This window comes from Xenococcus sp. PCC 7305 (genome assembly GCF_000332055.1).
Classification (GTDB): domain Bacteria; phylum Cyanobacteriota; class Cyanobacteriia; order Cyanobacteriales; family Xenococcaceae; genus Xenococcus.
In genome coordinates this window covers 16,722-31,174 of record NZ_ALVZ01000224.1, presented here as the reverse complement: position 1 = coordinate 31,174, position 14,453 = coordinate 16,722, and the positions used below count along the sequence as shown (strand labels likewise).

The following is a 14,453-nucleotide window of genomic DNA, read 5'->3' as shown; positions in this document are numbered from 1 at the left end:
AAGAGAGAATTGTGTGTTTTTAATGTCTTACTAAAGATTTGGTAGCGCACTGATGATTTTTCTGTTGATTTGTGTTTTGTCTTCGGTGCCGTCAATAATCAGTAACTTATCTGGATAATCAGCAAATATTTTCTGATAGTTTTTCCTGACTTTGCTTAACTTGGTTTTCGTTTCGTAAACTTCTTTCAAAGAACGATCTTGAATTCTGGCTAAAGATACTTCGGCAGGAATATCTAAATAAATTGCTAGATCTGGGTTAGGAAATTTGTGGTTTAGATTACTAACAAAATTAAATTCTTCTGGAGTTTGGCAATTGTAAGCTAAAGAAGAAAAGTAGTATCTGGTACTAATAACATGAAAGCCATCATTAATTAGCTTAAAGACTCCATCTACATCGTTATATAAGTGATCATGGCGGTCTGCGGCAAAAAGATAAGCCATTTGCTCATCGAACAAATCAGTATCCTGTGTAAATAAAATTCTCTTTTTTAGGGCTTGTCTAATCAAATTACCAATGATGCCACTAGAAGGTTCCGGGCTAATTACAGCTTTTTCTCCTTGGGCTATAAAATAATCCTTTAGTAGATCTGATTGAGTGGACGAGCCAGAGCCATCAATTCCTTCTAAAACAATGAAAAGTTTTTGATTCATTAATTAATTCGACACTTCTGCCATTTCAATAGTGCGTTGTTCAATATCTTTAACTAAAAAATTCAGTGGTCTGTCTCGACGTATCTTGTATTTTAAACGTCGAGATTGTATTTTTAGTAAAACTTCTTCTAGGCAATCACGATCAAAACAAACATGGCGTTGGCGATCGCTATTTCCTCTGCTAGCACCAGAAATCACATGAAGTTGCGTATTCTTCTTCAGCTGATACCATAAACCATCATTGCTTTCAAAGCCAGGATTGCGGGGCGTACCAGCTAAATACATTTGATCTAAACTGCCTGCTCCCATTGCCTGTTCGTAATTGTAATAATAATGAAGAGGAACATCGGCAGCAGATAAATTGAGCAAACCTTCATAAAATTCCCGAGCAACTTGGAGATCGGAAACCATGATGGTGTAGACCTTGGGCGCACTAGAAAGAAACATCCACATTGCCCCTCCATAGGCTACCAAAAGCATCACCATAATTCCTTGGGTGGAAAATAGGCTATCTAAAGAAATTGGCGGGAGAAATGCACCCAAAAAGTTAGGTATAATCACGGCTATTTTTATCGATCAATAATATTGTGGATCTTTATGACTCTTAAATTATAGGAAATTGAGGCTCGGAAATTACTGCCAACACAACTTGATAATTTATTTACTCATCAAGATAGGTGTTAGGTTTTAGGTGATAGGTTTTAGGTTTAAAAGAATTATATAATGACAAAACGAGTATTAGTCACAGGTGCGACTGGTAGAACGGGAGCATTAGTTTTGAAGCAACTACGCCAGCAGAGTGATCAGTTTCAAGGAATTGGCTTTGCCAGATCCAGCTCAAAAGTCGAAGAAATATTCGGCTCTACGGAGAGTTTTTTCTTGGGAGATATTACGGAGCAATCTAGCTTGGAAACTGCTTTGCAAGGTTGCTCGTCTCTCGTTATTTTGACCAGTGCCGGGGTTAAAATGAAAGCCTCATCTACTCCGGGCGCACCTCCTCAATTTGAGTACGAACCAGGCGGGATGCCAGAAACAGTTGACTATTATGGTCAGAAAAATCAAATCGATGCGGCTCGAAAATTGGGTGTAGAACATATTGTACTAGTAGGTTCGATGGGAGGGACAAATCCCAATCATCCTCTTAATCAAATGGGCAATGGCAAAATACTTATTTGGAAACGCAAAGCGGAACAATATTTGATTGATTCGGGCATCGATTACACGATTATTCGTGCTGGGGGTCTAATTGATCTTGAGGGTGGAGTTAGAGAATTACTAGTGGGCAAAAATGATACTCTCCTTACCAATCCTCCTGATGGAATTGCTACTTCTATTCCCAGAGCTGATGTCGCTTCTGTGGTCGTTCAGGCATTACAAGAACCCGATGCTCGCAACAAAGCTTTTGATGTGATCTCCAAGCCACAAGATGCTCCTGATGCCATAGTTACCAGGGATTTTGCTATGTTATTTCAACAAACCACTCCAGGAATTTAATTTAATTTAAGGGCTGGAATTTGTAAACATCTTCAATTACTTGTACCCAACCATCGGCGACAGAGTCTAATATGCGATCGCCTTTTTCGGGAGTTGCTGCGATCGCATCCCCCATGACTCCAGTTTTGCTTAATTCTCTGGTTAACCAAGCAAAGGGCAATTTTCCTTCCATACTGAGCAGGCTATCCTGGGGCAAAGGAGCAGGATATTCGGTAACAGCATGTTCCATTTTTACTTGTTCTGGCAACAGAGCCAGCATAATGCTTGTTTCGGCATCTCCCGCATGAATCCCATAGGCCAATTCTTGAGGAGTTAATAATTCCCCAGCGATATTGGGAACGCGCCAAGTAAATAGAGGAAAAACGGCAAAATCAGGATTTTCTTGATGGAGATCCCGCGCGGCAATTTCCATAATTTGCGGTTGTCCACCATGGGAATTCATCAAGACTAATTTGCGAAATCCAGCTTGGTAAATGCTAGCTGCCATTTCTTTGATGACAGACAATAAAGTCTCTGCTTTGAGAGTAATAGTTCCAGGAAAACCCCAATGCTCATTGGATTTGCCATAGTATAAACAAGGTAGAGCATAGGCGGGAATGGCAGGGTCCAATTTGCCTAAAGCTTTGCCCAAAACTCCTAGGCTAATAGCCGAGTCAACTGCGATCGGTAGATGGGGGCCATGTTGTTCGATCGCCCCAATTGGTTGAATGATGACAATATTTTCCTTATCTGGCAGTTCCTCAATTTCTGTCCAAGTTAAATAGGGAAAGTAACGCTCTGGAGGAATAAAACCGTGCATCATATTGCGTACTGATAATAATAGAAATTTTCAAGGCTTTGTAGAGAGATTTTACTATTTTAGGCAATTGCACATACTTTCGCGATCGCAGGACGAATACAGTTAGCTCCTAAAGTCATAGCAAATTAGGTTATGACAAAAGAAAAATTAATTATGATTAGGGTTTTCTCTTTACTTTTGCCTGTTGCCTGTTCCCCATTCCCCAGCGCGTAGCGCCAAAAGTAAAGCTTTATGAAGCTAAATAGTTAAATTTTTTCACTTTTGTTTCTCTGAGAAAAACTAGTACTAATATAAATTTATCAGCTTACATAAACTCAAACAAAGCGAGAAGTCGAATTCATTAATGTCTATGAGAAAGTTTATTGGGGTCTTATTTACTTCTACTGCTGTTATCACTTCAGCAATAATGATCAATCAACCCAGTCGGGCTCAATCTATGACCTTCAGATGTCAGCCAGACAATAGCGCCAATTCTATTCCCACAACCTATGCGGTTACTCCTGATGGGACAAAACCCGTCATCAAGTGGAAGTCAGACTATTTTGAGCAATCAGCATACACTCCAATGAGACGATGCAATGAAGTAACAGAAAGATTCAACAATTTTTACAGTCAAGGAATGTTGCAAGATTTGACTCCTGGGTGGGTCAACAAACAGCCTGTTGTTTGTGCAACTTTAAGCTGTACTGAGGATACTCTTCTATTCACTCTTAGACCAGATCAAGATCCTGACCAGGTTCTTCAAGAATTATTCGCCAATCGCCAAGGAGCAAGTACCCCAACATTTCAATGTAGTACTTGTTCACCCTCCTATAATCTACAGGACTATTTAGATAAAACTCCAGTTGAAACACCTGGCAGTTCAACCAACTCGGTGCCTTCTGAACCCTTGCCTTCCAAGCCCACAGGCAATACCACTACTGGGAATGGTAATGGTACTTGGTAAGAATGCTCGCCCTAATTAAGATTGTTTTTTACTTCTAGAATCCTTTAGATTCGCTTGTGGCTTTTTTTATTTCATGAAATGGCTCCTCCCAATTTTGCTTACAGTCGTAAATACACTATTTTCGACTTTTACAATAACCATGGTTTATTTAGATCATGGTGATTTGCCAAAGAAACTAGCTTTGCCTGCCAATTTTGTGCCTCTTAAAAAGGAGAAAACTATTTTCTCCCGAGAGCAACTAGAACAAAAAGCCAAATCTATAACTGTCAAAGTTCTCTCAGGCGAAGGATGGGGTTCGGGCATCATAATCAGTCAAGCAAACAATGTCTATACGGTGATAACCAACTATCATGTTTTGATTTTTTCCCACGACAAGACATATCAAATTCAAACTCCTGATGGGCAGGTTTATCGCGGAGATGTTTTGAACACAGTCGATTTTGGTGATTATGATTTAGCTTTGCTGCAATTTAGTAGCGATCGCGAGTATGAAGTGGCATCTCTTTCTCCTATAGATTTCAATCCCTTAGTCTCAGAGAAGGCAGAAGTCTTTTCTGGGGGTTTTCCTCTAGAAATAGAAAATCAACAGCAAGCAAAAGGATTCTATTTTAATAATGGACATCTAGTCAGATTTAGCGATCTCAATTTTGGAGGAGGTTATCAGATTGGTTATACCAATAGCATCAAAAAAGGCATGAGTGGCGGACCTTTGCTCAACAAGAGAGGTGAAATAATCGGAATTAATGGCGTGCATAAATATCCTCTGTGGGGAAACCCCTATCTTTTTAGTGATGGTTCTTTAGCATCCGAAGCCCAGCAAGAAGATATGAGTCAATTCAGTTGGGCGATTACCGTCAACAGTTTCTTGGAATTGGCACCCCAGTTTTTAGTACCAAATAATTAGCAAACTTTAATTTATTACAAAAGGTGATGAGAGCGTGAATTTTAAAAATGGACTAATAGCAGCTTTAACAGGAACAGCAATCACTACATCAATTGTGATTACTAGACCATTAATATCTGTAGCATTCGATGGTCAGGAGCTGAGCACAACCACCAGAGAAATTACTGTTTTAATTAACAGCAGTAATGGCAGTAATGGTTCGGGAGTAATCATCTCCAAAAAAGGCAATACTTACTATGTTCTTACGGCTAATCACGTTACAAGTAAACGAGGAGATAAGAACGGAGACATCGAATATACAGTGATCGCCCATGACAAAAAACCTTATCCAATTGACCCCGACACGATCAAGCCCGTAGCCAATGATTTGGACATGGCAATTTTCGAGTTTCAGAGTGTTCGAGAATATCCAGTAGCAACAATTTCTAGTTCTGAGCTTGTAGAAACGACCCCGGTATTTGTGTCGGGATGGCAAAGACCAGGTACGGTTAATAGCACCACAGTCACACGACAAATCACATCTTCTAGAATAACTACTATTCTAGAGGAAGACGTTCATGGAGGATACCAAATCGGTTATGACAATACGACTCTTGGTGGCATGAGTGGTGGCCCCGTCGTCGATGCAGAAGGACGGTTAGTTGGGGTTCATGGTTTAGCTGATAGTGATACTCCAGAAACTATCGGTTTTGAAAATGATAGTGCTGATGCGCGAACAATTAGCGAATTGTTAAAAACCGGCTTCAACTATGGAATACCCATTCGCACCTTTCTCTCCGAAGCTGCCCAGTCTGGAATATATCTAAATTTGGATGTCGAGAATAGCCCCCCCGAGGAATTAACTGATACTCCGGTGATAGAAACCGATCCGGAAAAAGATCAAATAGATGATATCAATAGTGTTCTAGATGATGTTGAAAGAGTGAGAGATGTCATAGAAAGATTTCCCGATGTAATACCAAGATTACCTTCTGGTCTATAACAAATATTTATTCTTTTTTTGGGGATAATTGTGAAGAGAAAAGTAGGGGTCATTCGCGAATCGCCCCTGCTTAGTAAATTATCTCTTTCGATAAAAAAAATTAGTGTTTCGGCAAAATTTATTTGAGAATTGACTTTTATGATCTCGGAATCGCGCAAAAAAATAAATATTTTTGGTGCCATAGCATTGCCACTTCTGCTTAACATTGCTGCTATACCAGCCACATCACAATCATTACAATCATTATCCCTTAATGATCGCAACCATGACACGGGAGAAATTTACAATCAACAATTGGCATCTGCAAATGTTGGGAAGTTTCAACTGATTTACGAGCCAAATACTCAACACAACTCTACAAAACAACTTTTGCAAAATAGTGGTCTATTTGAGAGGGTAGTAAACAATCTCAATAGCCAAAATTTGAATCTTCCTGTGGATATTCCCGTGGTTTTTAGTGATTGCGGGAGAGCTAATGCTTTTTATATTCCCCTCAAAAAAGAGATCGTAATGTGCTACGAACTTTTCCCTCGTGTTGCTCAAACATTAACTGAAACATATTCTACGCAAGAAGAAGTTGAATTAAACTCAATGCTGGTTTTAGTCTTTGTTTTATATCATGAAGCAGGTCATGCTCTGACTGATGTATTACAACTTGCCGTGACTGGGAAAGAGGAAGATGCAGTGGACGATTTTGCTTCTATTCTCTTATTGAACGAAAATGATTCTATCGCCGACAGAATTATTTTAAACTCAAGTATTTTCTTTTTCGCCAATTCAGCTGATATTTATTGGGATGAACATTCTTTTGGCAAGCAAAGATTCTACAACATGATCTGTCTGCTTTACGGAAAATCTCCTGACAAGTATGCGAGTTTAAAGTCTGATTTGGAGGGTAGAGCTGATAGATGTCACAATGAATATCAACAAAAACTGTCGAGCTGGCAGCGACTGCTAGCACCCCATTCTCTTAATGATAGTCCGAGCAGTCAGACTTCAGGCTCACATGATGGCATAAGATGGTGAATTGTGGTATCTATTCTATACAATTACTAGTCAAGATTGAGTACTAGTCAAGATTGAGTTTTGGAGCGATTGCGATAGATCCACCAACCGGCAAGGCAAAGAGTAACATTTCCCGCTACAGTCATTAATGCTTGGACGGTAACTAACCATTCAAGGTATTCCACGTTATCAAAAAAATGCCAAGTGCAGGCACACATAGCACTAACTAAAGCGGGTAACATGGCAAAAGATAAGACCCACCAATCGCGATCGCGTGTGACTTCACCATAGCGCCAAATAAACCAAATCGCAGCAATCCATTCGATGACACTAGAAACATGAACAATCCAAGTAGGAATTGAAAGAGCGTGCATTTTTGTCAGTGATCCCCATTCGAGGACAAGTCAGTTATCAGTTATCAGTTATTATTCCAGAAAGGTGTTGACATCGCCATCAGGCCCTAGTATTAAGCGGATTGTGACCTGCTCTGCATTTTGTAAGGGGGAAACAAATGCTTCTCCTCTTAAGGGAAGATTGGTGCGATCGATATACACCTCTGATGCTTTACCAATAGGCATAATTCTTTTTATTGAGCCATTTTTATTTAAAACTAGACGATATTCGAGAGTTCTGGTTAATTCTGCTGGTGGTTGCCATTTTTGTTCAAAATAACCCTTGACTTCTTTGAGTTGGGAAATATCGGAAATATTAGTACTCGATTTTTTTGCCGTGAGATCTACATTGTTATTGCTATTGCTTTCTTCTACTCTCGAACTTGCTGCATTCTCTCTCGATAAGCGATCGCGAATATAATCGTCAATAGTTTTTTCCGGGTTTAGGGCAATCTGTTCTTTCTTGGGAGTCTCAACTTCTGGTGCAGCGGCATCAAGTCCGGGAATCTCTAACTCTTTTGATTCAGTATCTTCCTCGGCGACTATAATATTTGATTCTACTTGGGGTGGTTTTGATGCTGATTCACTAGTAGTCGTTGGTTGCTCCAACGGTGGTGGTTTGAGATCGGGAAATGAGGCGATTTCGGGGGCGACTGTTCTTCCCACTTCGGGTAAGGGATAGTTTTCTGGATTGGGAATATCTGGTGGTGGTTTGGGTAGGTCGATCGCGGGGGGAGGGGGCAAGGTATTGGCTGAAGAGAGGGGTTCAGTTATCTTCGGCTCAGGATTGGGTTTAATAACTTCGGTTTCTGGTACTTGAGGGGGAATGACATCGAGCTCATCGGGTACGGGTTGTGATGTTTGCGGCTCTTCTTGCAAAGAAATTGCAGACTCGGGAATTGTTGGTTCTTTGCCGAGTTGGAATGCCACATTAGTGAGTCCCACCGCTAGAATCAATCCTGCCGCTATTTTTGTCCATAATGGTAGAACAGCTTTTCTCGGAGCTTTTTCTAATTCTGCGATCGTCGCCAGATGAGTTTTATATTCTTCTAAAGCAGCAACCAAATCGAAAAGTTGCAGAGCACTAAGTTTAATTTTTTTGGGGACAGAATTTTTTTTGACGATATCTTCAAAAGAGAATTCATGACTGGCGAGTTCTGGCAGGTTAAAAGAAAAATTATTGGCGGTAGTTGCGACATTCGAAACAACTGAGGAAGCTAAAGATTGAGGGTTGAAAGATTGTTTTAAAAATTCCTCTGTATAGTTGAGAACCAAACTATATATCTGTTCTAATTGTTCGCGATCGCCTGATATGGTTAATTGTTCCTCTTCTGGAGTTCTGGGATCATCAAAACTTAGTTGGAAACCCAAGTTTTTTATGACTTTTTGTTTTGTCCAACGAGACAAAGGAGAATTCTTACCCCAAATCTCTAAGGTACAAGTAGGTGGTGTAAAACGACGAATTATCTGCATAGGGATAATAATTGAAAATTGAAAATTGAAAATTTTTAACTGACTATGTCCTCGGATGGGCATAACCGATCACTGATCACTGATTCAAAATTGCTAACCATAACAAGCGATGACCATTATTTCCGCTATAAAATAACAAATCAACAAGTAATTTCAAGGCCAGATTTGATAATTTTTCAGGAGTTATTTCCTGTTGGAGCTCCATTCTTTCTTGGTATAGATTAATAAATTTATCTAAATAGTCTCCTAATAACGCAGTCTGATGGGGAGGCTTGTTTTGTGAGGCTATTTGTTCTAAAAGACTCACTGCACGACGCAGTAACTCTTGTTCTTGTTGGGCCAAATAACAAATGATTAAGACCAAAGAACGAGCTTCTTCTACATCCAACTTTTTACGGCCCCCTGAACTGTTGCGCAGTGGATTCGATTGACGCAATCGCCATAAGGCAACTCTATCGGAGATTATAGATTCTAAATCTAGCTTCTGGGCTGCATTTAGTATGCTGTCGGAAGTAATGTTTGCGATCGCTTCTAACGCTAAAATTACCAAATCAAGATGAGACTTAATATTGTCTAACTGATTGACTGTTGGCGTCTTGAGTCGATGGAAATCCTGCCATATTGCCAGGGATGGAGTGCGATCAGAATGCGAACCCATATTTTAGAGTTGAAGTAGAACTTATGAAACCTATTTTATGCTTTTATAACCTAATTCTTGATTCTCATCTCTTAATGCCATCGGGCAAATTCCCTTGTGATCTTCGATAAAATTAGTCTGAGAGAGTAGTCCCAGCTCTTCTGGAGGAGCAAACCGAGAAACTATGCATTGAGGATAAATTCGTTTAATCTCTCTTTGTAAGCGCTCTATAAGCAGTTTTCTGATGCGATTTTGATTGGGAAAATCGGGGTCAACAACTAAATCCCAAATTGAAGCATGAAAAACGCCATCTCCAGTGGCCCTGATAAAACCCACAGTGGACTTGTCTTGAAAAGATTTGGCACTAAAGCAGAATAGAGAATTTTGCAAGGCAAGTTGGATTTTTTGAGGATTGCGGGCAGGATGTCCTGTTTTAATCAGAAGTTTATTTAATGTCTCAGCAAGTCCTTGTTTGTCGTTACTAATATAAATTTTCGGCGACTTTTCTTTGGGGGATGCAGAGTAATTTGCAGACATATATTAAGATAATAATTAAATTTAATCCGATTAAAGAATTAACTTTTAATCTCTATCTAGTATCTTATCTGTTTCTGTGCGAGTCCGTAAGCTCAATAAGCTCAATTACTTACCGCCTATCAGTAATAACCCCCGATAAATAATTAACTTCAATTCAAGTTTCTGGTAACTCTAATGTTATGGGGCGTAAAAAGATAAGTTTTTTCATCAATCCAAGTACTTTTGCCATCGGTAGCACAACTGCAACCGGACAACATATCTGCTGCTTGCCTAGCATGATTGGGTTGTAAACTAGCTAGATTTAAAATTACAGTTTGACGATCTTTGAGTGTTTTTAATGCGGGGATAATATCTTCTTTGGATTGAGGCTCTAGGACAAAGATCGAGGTTTTTGTGGGGGTAGCTAAACTCATGAAATTATGGGGGTGTAGATTTTAATTTTACCTGGTGTCAGACAAACTCAAAGCAACGTGACATTCTTCTTTAAGCTGTAATTAATGACAACTTCTCATCGGAGGAAGAAATGTGAACCTGCATTTTTTCACCATGAATGAACATGGAACCTAACCAGGAAATGCTTACCTAACAAGGAAATGCGCAAGTTGTGACCATACGCTAACATAATTTTTTGCAAATGCAATACTTTTAATTATTCGTAATTATTCGTACCAAATTGATTCAATCTTTTGTGCGATCGCTGTTGCCTGAGCTAATTCCTCTTCTTTTAGTAAGACTGTGACATGACCAAGTTTTCTTCCTAAACGGGATTCACTTTTGCCATACCAATGCACAAAGGTCTGGGGTAGGTCGGCCAGGCGATCGCGTTTTGCTTGGTAATCAGAGTTGGAGTTTTCATAACCTAATAAATTCACCATCACCGCACCAGGAGTTTTGAACTGGGGAGTCGCGATCTCCAAATCAGCGACAGTTCGCAGTTGCATTTCAAATTGAGAAATATCACAAGCATCAAGGGTGTAATGTCCTGAGTTATGGGTACGAGGAGCAATCTCATTAACCAAAATAGTTTCTTGAGGAGTTAAAAATAATTCAATACCGAAAATCCCCACAACTTGTAACTCATCAACCAAAGTACGAGCAATTTGCTCAATCTCTTGCTTTACTTTTACTGAAATCGCCGCCGGAGCAATTACCCAACGACAAACTTGATTTTTCTGATGGGTCTCGACCACGGGATAAACAATGATTTTCCCCGCAGCATTACGAGCTACCATCACGGCCAACTCTTTAGTAAAGGGTACAAATTCTTCCAGCAACATGGGGGGACATTGGAATTTGTTCCAGATTGCGGTTAACTCTGCCTTGTCCTGGAGAATAAAAGTTCCTTGTCCATCGTATCCATGACGGCGTGCCTTAAGCACTATGGGAAACTCAGTGATAGTTTCGAGATCTTTAATCTCAGATAAAGACCTAAATTGCGGCACAGGTAACCCAATACTACTGAGATAAGAACGTTGCTCATATTTATCCAACAAAGGAGCCAAGGCATCAAGACTAGGACGAAAACAGACTCCTTGTTGAGCAAGAGAGCGTAAAGCATCTAGATCAATAAATTCATTTTCAAAAGTAATCCAATGACAACGACTAGCCAATTCTTTCGTTGCGATCGCATCGTCAACCCCAGCCAGGACTACATCTTTGGTGCAGATCACAGCAGGATCGTCTTGTTTTGGGGTTTGTACAATTAACTCTAGATCGAGTCGCGGAGCAATCTCTGCCATCATCCAGGCTAACTGTCCACCACCAATAACTCCTACTTGTTTACTTTTCATGTCCCATAATATGGTCGCAGACCATCTAACCAAAGTAACAATTGTACGTCAATCAGTTACCCTGCCCTATCGGGTAAAGTAATAAGTAAAACTGATATGGTCACATATGAAAAGTAGCGACAAACCCTTTGCCTAATGGTTTAAACAATTACTTGCACTATATGGGCGAAACAGTGTTATGATGAGAAACTGTGAAAACGGGGCGTAGCGCAGCTTGGTAGCGCACTACTTTGGGGTAGTAGGGGTCGTGGGTTCAAATCCCGCCGCTCCGATTTTATTGAGACTCCTAATTTTTGGTGCTTCTCGTGAATTGAGGCATGGGCTTTCCATTATGGTGAGGTTGTGCCTCAATTTGCTTTTAGTGCTGGAATGCGAATCACTCTAATTTTCTCGATAGGATTGGTCGTGCTCCAGCATATTGTTAAAAGCGACTCATTGGTTAAGTGATCTATAGAAATTACTTTTTTAGTTTTAACCTAGAATTTGGCATGACTGAAGTTTCTAACTTTCAATTGATATAAAGACAAATATCTTCAAAGCATTGATTATCACGAGCTAAAGACATAAGAAACAATAGTATTTGCAGCCAATAAAAATCAAGGATTTTCAGTTTATTTAAGCTAACCAATCTTGCCAAACTACTTAAAACTTTTGTTAACTAAAAAGTGGTTTGGGGGTTGCAGGGCTTAAAATCTTATTTCGTTTGGACTATATTTTGGAAAAACTAAATAAGTTTATTATCTCATGAGATTAAAGTTATATCGAATTACGGCTTTTGCCGCCACGAGTTTAGCCTGTGTTTTCATCTCTTGTGGTGTTTCGGTTTCTGCCCAGGAAGCTGAGGCCGAAGCAACTACGATTGAAACTACTATTGATAGCGAAGCAGTTCCTGGGGACGCCAAAACCACTGAAAATCTAGCAATTGAGATTGACGATTTGGAATTATTAGCCAAGCCTCTTACTTTAGAGGAGCTGCAAAACGAATCGGCAGCCTGGCTATTATTGCTCAAAAACAAAGTCCAGGAACTCAGTTATGCTGAAATTATAGTTAAGTACCAAAACCGCAAACTGGACGCTCAAAAAGAATCGATGCAACTGCTTGAAGATGCCAAGACAGAACTTTTGGCAGCCGAACAAGCTCAATCCCAGGCAACCCCAGATACCTCCGAATATCAAGAAGCAACTAAACAACTGGGAGCGGCAAGGGGAGAACTAAGAACAGCGGCAGCTTCTGTCGATCAATTGCTCGTAACTGAATCAGAATTACAAGAAAATGGAACGCTGCAAGAATCGCTAAAGCAAGGGAGAAAAGAAAGAGGAATTAAAGAAGCAAAAGAAATTTTAGAAACAGCCAAAGAAGTCCGCCGGAATATGGCTTCTGATTCACCTCAATATCAAGTAGTAATACAAGGCATTAGGGACTTACAAGGATCATTAAATAATTTCGAAAAAGCAGAAGCCGATTTAGACAGCACAATCCCTAATTCAGCAGAATATGACATAGCTAAAGCTGAAAGTGAAGCAGCTCGTGAAACAGTTAAAAAATCTAGATCTCAGCTGATGACGATCATGTCTGGATTAACCGGTCCAGCGATCGCAGACGTCGAGTTCCCAACTGAGAATTTGGCTCAAAAGTCCGCAAAAATTGAAGCAGAATTTGCTGAAGCCGCTTCAAGTTTCGAGAATAAGGTGGAAAATCTGAATCAGTTGACAGCTCAGGAAGTAGTTCCACAGATTGATCAGGTTACCAGCGCACTTAATAAGAAACTGGAGAAGGAAGAAGCATTAAAAACACAACTGGTCGTCAACGTAACAGATTTGGAAGCAGAACGGAATGCAATTATAAATCGCTTCATCGCTGTTTTAGATGCCTTAGATAACAAAGGTGGAGACAGCGCGTCTTACCGCAAATATATTGAAAATGTCAGTGTCGTCGACCTTGACCTAACAGACACTCAAGGTATCGGGGTTAGGGTTGTCCGTTGGCTTACCTCGCCAGATGGCGGTTTAAACTTATTGCTCAACATCATCAAATTTGGTGGTATTTTAATAGTCTCAGTGCTGATTGCGCCTCAAGCGGGTAAAATCTCGGGTAATCTCCTGAACCGAGTTGGTGGCATGTCCACTCTATTTCGAGGCTTTATCGTGATGATCATCAAGCGCGGAGTGGTAGTGCTGGGATTTTTGCTAGGATTGGCAGCCCTGGGAGTAAATTTAGGACCCATTTTAGCCTTAATTGGGGGTGCAAGTTTTATCTTGGCCTTTGCCCTCCAAAGTAACCTAGCCAATTTTGCCAGTGGCTTGATGCTGCTCATCAATAAGCCATTTGATGTAGGCGATGAGATCAAGGTCGCGGGTTACTGGGCTTATGTCGATTCGATTTCCATTGCTAGCACCAAAATTAAGGACTTTGGCGGTAATATAATTACCTTGCCCAATAACACAGTTTGGGGAAGTGACATTATTAATTACACCCATGCAGATGTTCGCAAGCTGGGTTTGGCCATTCATGTCAAGTTTGAACAGGATCTAGAGAAAATTTACAAAATGTGGATGGATATTACCGCTGCACATCCGAAGGTATTAGATGAGCCCGCACCTAGTTGGTTTCCTTGGAATGGCCATTATGACTACTATATTTATGTTAATTTAACTGCCTGGTCGAAGACTGATGACTATTGGTATGTCTATGTTGACTTGCTGAAGGAGTTGCAAAAGCAGGTTCAAGAATTGGGAATTGAGTTAACGGCACCACAGCAAGAAATCAAATTAGATAAGTTGCTCCCAAAAACCCTAGCTACTCAACAACCGCTATTGAAATAACAGTTTTTAAAAGTGAAAAA

15 protein-coding genes and 1 tRNA gene are annotated in these 14,453 nt (G+C 40.1%); 7 read left to right on the top strand and 9 right to left on the bottom strand.

Annotated elements, in window-relative coordinates; genetic code table 11:
* Positions 1-30: 30 nt before the first annotated feature.
* Both tmk and XEN7305_RS21450 read right to left on the bottom strand, forming a co-directional pair.
* A complete protein-coding gene (gene tmk, locus XEN7305_RS21455) occupies positions 31-651 on the bottom strand; it encodes a dTMP kinase (protein WP_006511621.1) in 621 nt (206 codons plus the stop codon).
* Between the two features lie 3 nt (positions 652-654).
* Positions 655-1,212, bottom strand: a complete 558-nt coding sequence (locus XEN7305_RS21450; protein WP_006511620.1) for a hypothetical protein — start codon at positions 1,210-1,212, stop codon at positions 655-657.
* A 162-nt stretch (positions 1,213-1,374) separates the two neighbouring features.
* Here XEN7305_RS21450 and XEN7305_RS21445 point away from each other — a divergent pair, with 162 nt between their 5' ends.
* On the top strand, positions 1,375-2,145 hold the full coding sequence (locus XEN7305_RS21445; RefSeq protein ID WP_006511619.1) for an SDR family oxidoreductase: 771 nt from the start codon (positions 1,375-1,377) through the stop codon (positions 2,143-2,145).
* A 1-nt stretch (position 2,146) separates the two neighbouring features.
* Here the strand turns inward: XEN7305_RS21445 and XEN7305_RS21440 are convergent, their stop codons facing one another.
* Entirely contained in the window at positions 2,147-2,947 is an 801-nt protein-coding gene (locus XEN7305_RS21440) for a creatininase family protein (RefSeq protein ID WP_006511618.1), read from the bottom strand.
* Between the two features lie 346 nt (positions 2,948-3,293).
* On the opposite strand from XEN7305_RS21440, the gene XEN7305_RS21435 reads away from it, so the two are divergent.
* The 4 genes from XEN7305_RS21435 (at position 3,294) to XEN7305_RS21420 (ending at position 6,802) form a co-directional block, all read left to right on the top strand.
* Complete coding sequence (locus XEN7305_RS21435; RefSeq protein ID WP_052035220.1) at positions 3,294-3,890, top strand: COP23 domain-containing protein; 597 nt, start codon at positions 3,294-3,296, stop codon at positions 3,888-3,890.
* Between the two features lie 139 nt (positions 3,891-4,029).
* Positions 4,030-4,794 (top strand): serine protease, encoded by a 765-nt coding sequence (locus XEN7305_RS21430; RefSeq protein WP_006511616.1) that lies wholly within the window; start codon positions 4,030-4,032, stop codon positions 4,792-4,794.
* A gap of 34 nt (positions 4,795-4,828) precedes the next feature.
* Positions 4,829-5,776, top strand: coding sequence for a serine protease (locus XEN7305_RS21425; protein ID WP_006511615.1), 948 nt, complete (start codon positions 4,829-4,831; stop codon positions 5,774-5,776).
* Between the two features lie 138 nt (positions 5,777-5,914).
* On the top strand, positions 5,915-6,802 hold the full coding sequence (locus XEN7305_RS21420; RefSeq protein WP_006511614.1) for a DUF4344 domain-containing metallopeptidase: 888 nt from the start codon (positions 5,915-5,917) through the stop codon (positions 6,800-6,802).
* 47 nt (positions 6,803-6,849) lie between these two features.
* Here XEN7305_RS21420 and XEN7305_RS21415 read toward each other — a convergent pair whose 3' ends face one another.
* The 6 genes from XEN7305_RS21415 to XEN7305_RS21390 form a co-directional block, all read right to left on the bottom strand.
* Complete coding sequence (locus tag XEN7305_RS21415; protein ID WP_006511613.1) at positions 6,850-7,155, bottom strand: DUF2499 domain-containing protein; 306 nt, start codon at positions 7,153-7,155, stop codon at positions 6,850-6,852.
* 51 nt (positions 7,156-7,206) lie between these two features.
* A complete protein-coding gene (locus XEN7305_RS21410; RefSeq protein ID WP_158500430.1) occupies positions 7,207-8,646 on the bottom strand; it encodes a DUF4335 domain-containing protein in 1,440 nt (479 codons plus the stop codon).
* A 76-nt stretch (positions 8,647-8,722) separates the two neighbouring features.
* Positions 8,723-9,304: a DUF3038 domain-containing protein gene (locus XEN7305_RS21405; RefSeq protein WP_006511611.1), complete on the bottom strand. Its 582-nt coding sequence runs from the start codon at positions 9,302-9,304 to the stop codon at positions 8,723-8,725.
* Between the two features lie 30 nt (positions 9,305-9,334).
* Positions 9,335-9,820: a hypothetical protein gene (locus XEN7305_RS21400; protein WP_006511610.1), complete on the bottom strand. Its 486-nt coding sequence runs from the start codon at positions 9,818-9,820 to the stop codon at positions 9,335-9,337.
* A 149-nt stretch (positions 9,821-9,969) separates the two neighbouring features.
* On the bottom strand, positions 9,970-10,233 hold the full coding sequence (locus tag XEN7305_RS21395) for a cell division protein SepF (RefSeq protein ID WP_006511609.1): 264 nt from the start codon (positions 10,231-10,233) through the stop codon (positions 9,970-9,972).
* Between the two features lie 246 nt (positions 10,234-10,479).
* Complete coding sequence (locus XEN7305_RS21390) at positions 10,480-11,610, bottom strand: 5-(carboxyamino)imidazole ribonucleotide synthase (protein WP_006511608.1); 1,131 nt, start codon at positions 11,608-11,610, stop codon at positions 10,480-10,482.
* A 198-nt stretch (positions 11,611-11,808) separates the two neighbouring features.
* Here XEN7305_RS21390 and XEN7305_RS21385 point away from each other — a divergent pair.
* Together XEN7305_RS21385 and XEN7305_RS21380 are read left to right on the top strand one after the other, a co-directional pair.
* Positions 11,809-11,882: transfer RNA gene (locus XEN7305_RS21385), tRNA-Pro, on the top strand.
* Positions 11,883-12,354: 472 nt separating this feature from the next.
* A complete protein-coding gene (locus XEN7305_RS21380; protein WP_006511607.1) occupies positions 12,355-14,433 on the top strand; it encodes a mechanosensitive ion channel family protein in 2,079 nt (692 codons plus the stop codon).
* Positions 14,434-14,453 lie beyond the last annotated feature (20 nt).

What these genes read in the sequence shown, in the direction of transcription:
- XEN7305_RS21445 (WP_006511619.1), top strand. Translation starts at nt 1,375, where the DNA reads ATGACAAAACGAGTATTAGTCACAGGTGCGACTGGTAGAACGGGAGCA.
- XEN7305_RS21390 (WP_006511608.1), bottom strand. Translation starts at nt 11,610, where the DNA reads ATGAAAAGTAAACAAGTAGGAGTTATTGGTGGTGGACAGTTAGCCTGG.
- tmk (WP_006511621.1), bottom strand. Translation starts at nt 651, where the DNA reads ATGAATCAAAAACTTTTCATTGTTTTAGAAGGAATTGATGGCTCTGGC.
- XEN7305_RS21420 (WP_006511614.1), top strand. Translation starts at nt 5,915, where the DNA reads ATGATCTCGGAATCGCGCAAAAAAATAAATATTTTTGGTGCCATAGCA.
- XEN7305_RS21435 (WP_052035220.1), top strand. Translation starts at nt 3,294, where the DNA reads ATGAGAAAGTTTATTGGGGTCTTATTTACTTCTACTGCTGTTATCACT.
- XEN7305_RS21380 (WP_006511607.1), top strand. Translation starts at nt 12,355, where the DNA reads ATGAGATTAAAGTTATATCGAATTACGGCTTTTGCCGCCACGAGTTTA.
- XEN7305_RS21415 (WP_006511613.1), bottom strand. Translation starts at nt 7,155, where the DNA reads ATGCACGCTCTTTCAATTCCTACTTGGATTGTTCATGTTTCTAGTGTC.
- XEN7305_RS21405 (WP_006511611.1), bottom strand. Translation starts at nt 9,304, where the DNA reads ATGGGTTCGCATTCTGATCGCACTCCATCCCTGGCAATATGGCAGGAT.
- XEN7305_RS21410 (WP_158500430.1), bottom strand. Translation starts at nt 8,646, where the DNA reads ATGCAGATAATTCGTCGTTTTACACCACCTACTTGTACCTTAGAGATT.
- XEN7305_RS21440 (WP_006511618.1), bottom strand. Translation starts at nt 2,947, where the DNA reads ATGATGCACGGTTTTATTCCTCCAGAGCGTTACTTTCCCTATTTAACT.
- XEN7305_RS21395 (WP_006511609.1), bottom strand. Translation starts at nt 10,233, where the DNA reads ATGAGTTTAGCTACCCCCACAAAAACCTCGATCTTTGTCCTAGAGCCT.
- XEN7305_RS21430 (WP_006511616.1), top strand. Translation starts at nt 4,030, where the DNA reads ATGGTTTATTTAGATCATGGTGATTTGCCAAAGAAACTAGCTTTGCCT.
- XEN7305_RS21400 (WP_006511610.1), bottom strand. Translation starts at nt 9,820, where the DNA reads ATGTCTGCAAATTACTCTGCATCCCCCAAAGAAAAGTCGCCGAAAATT.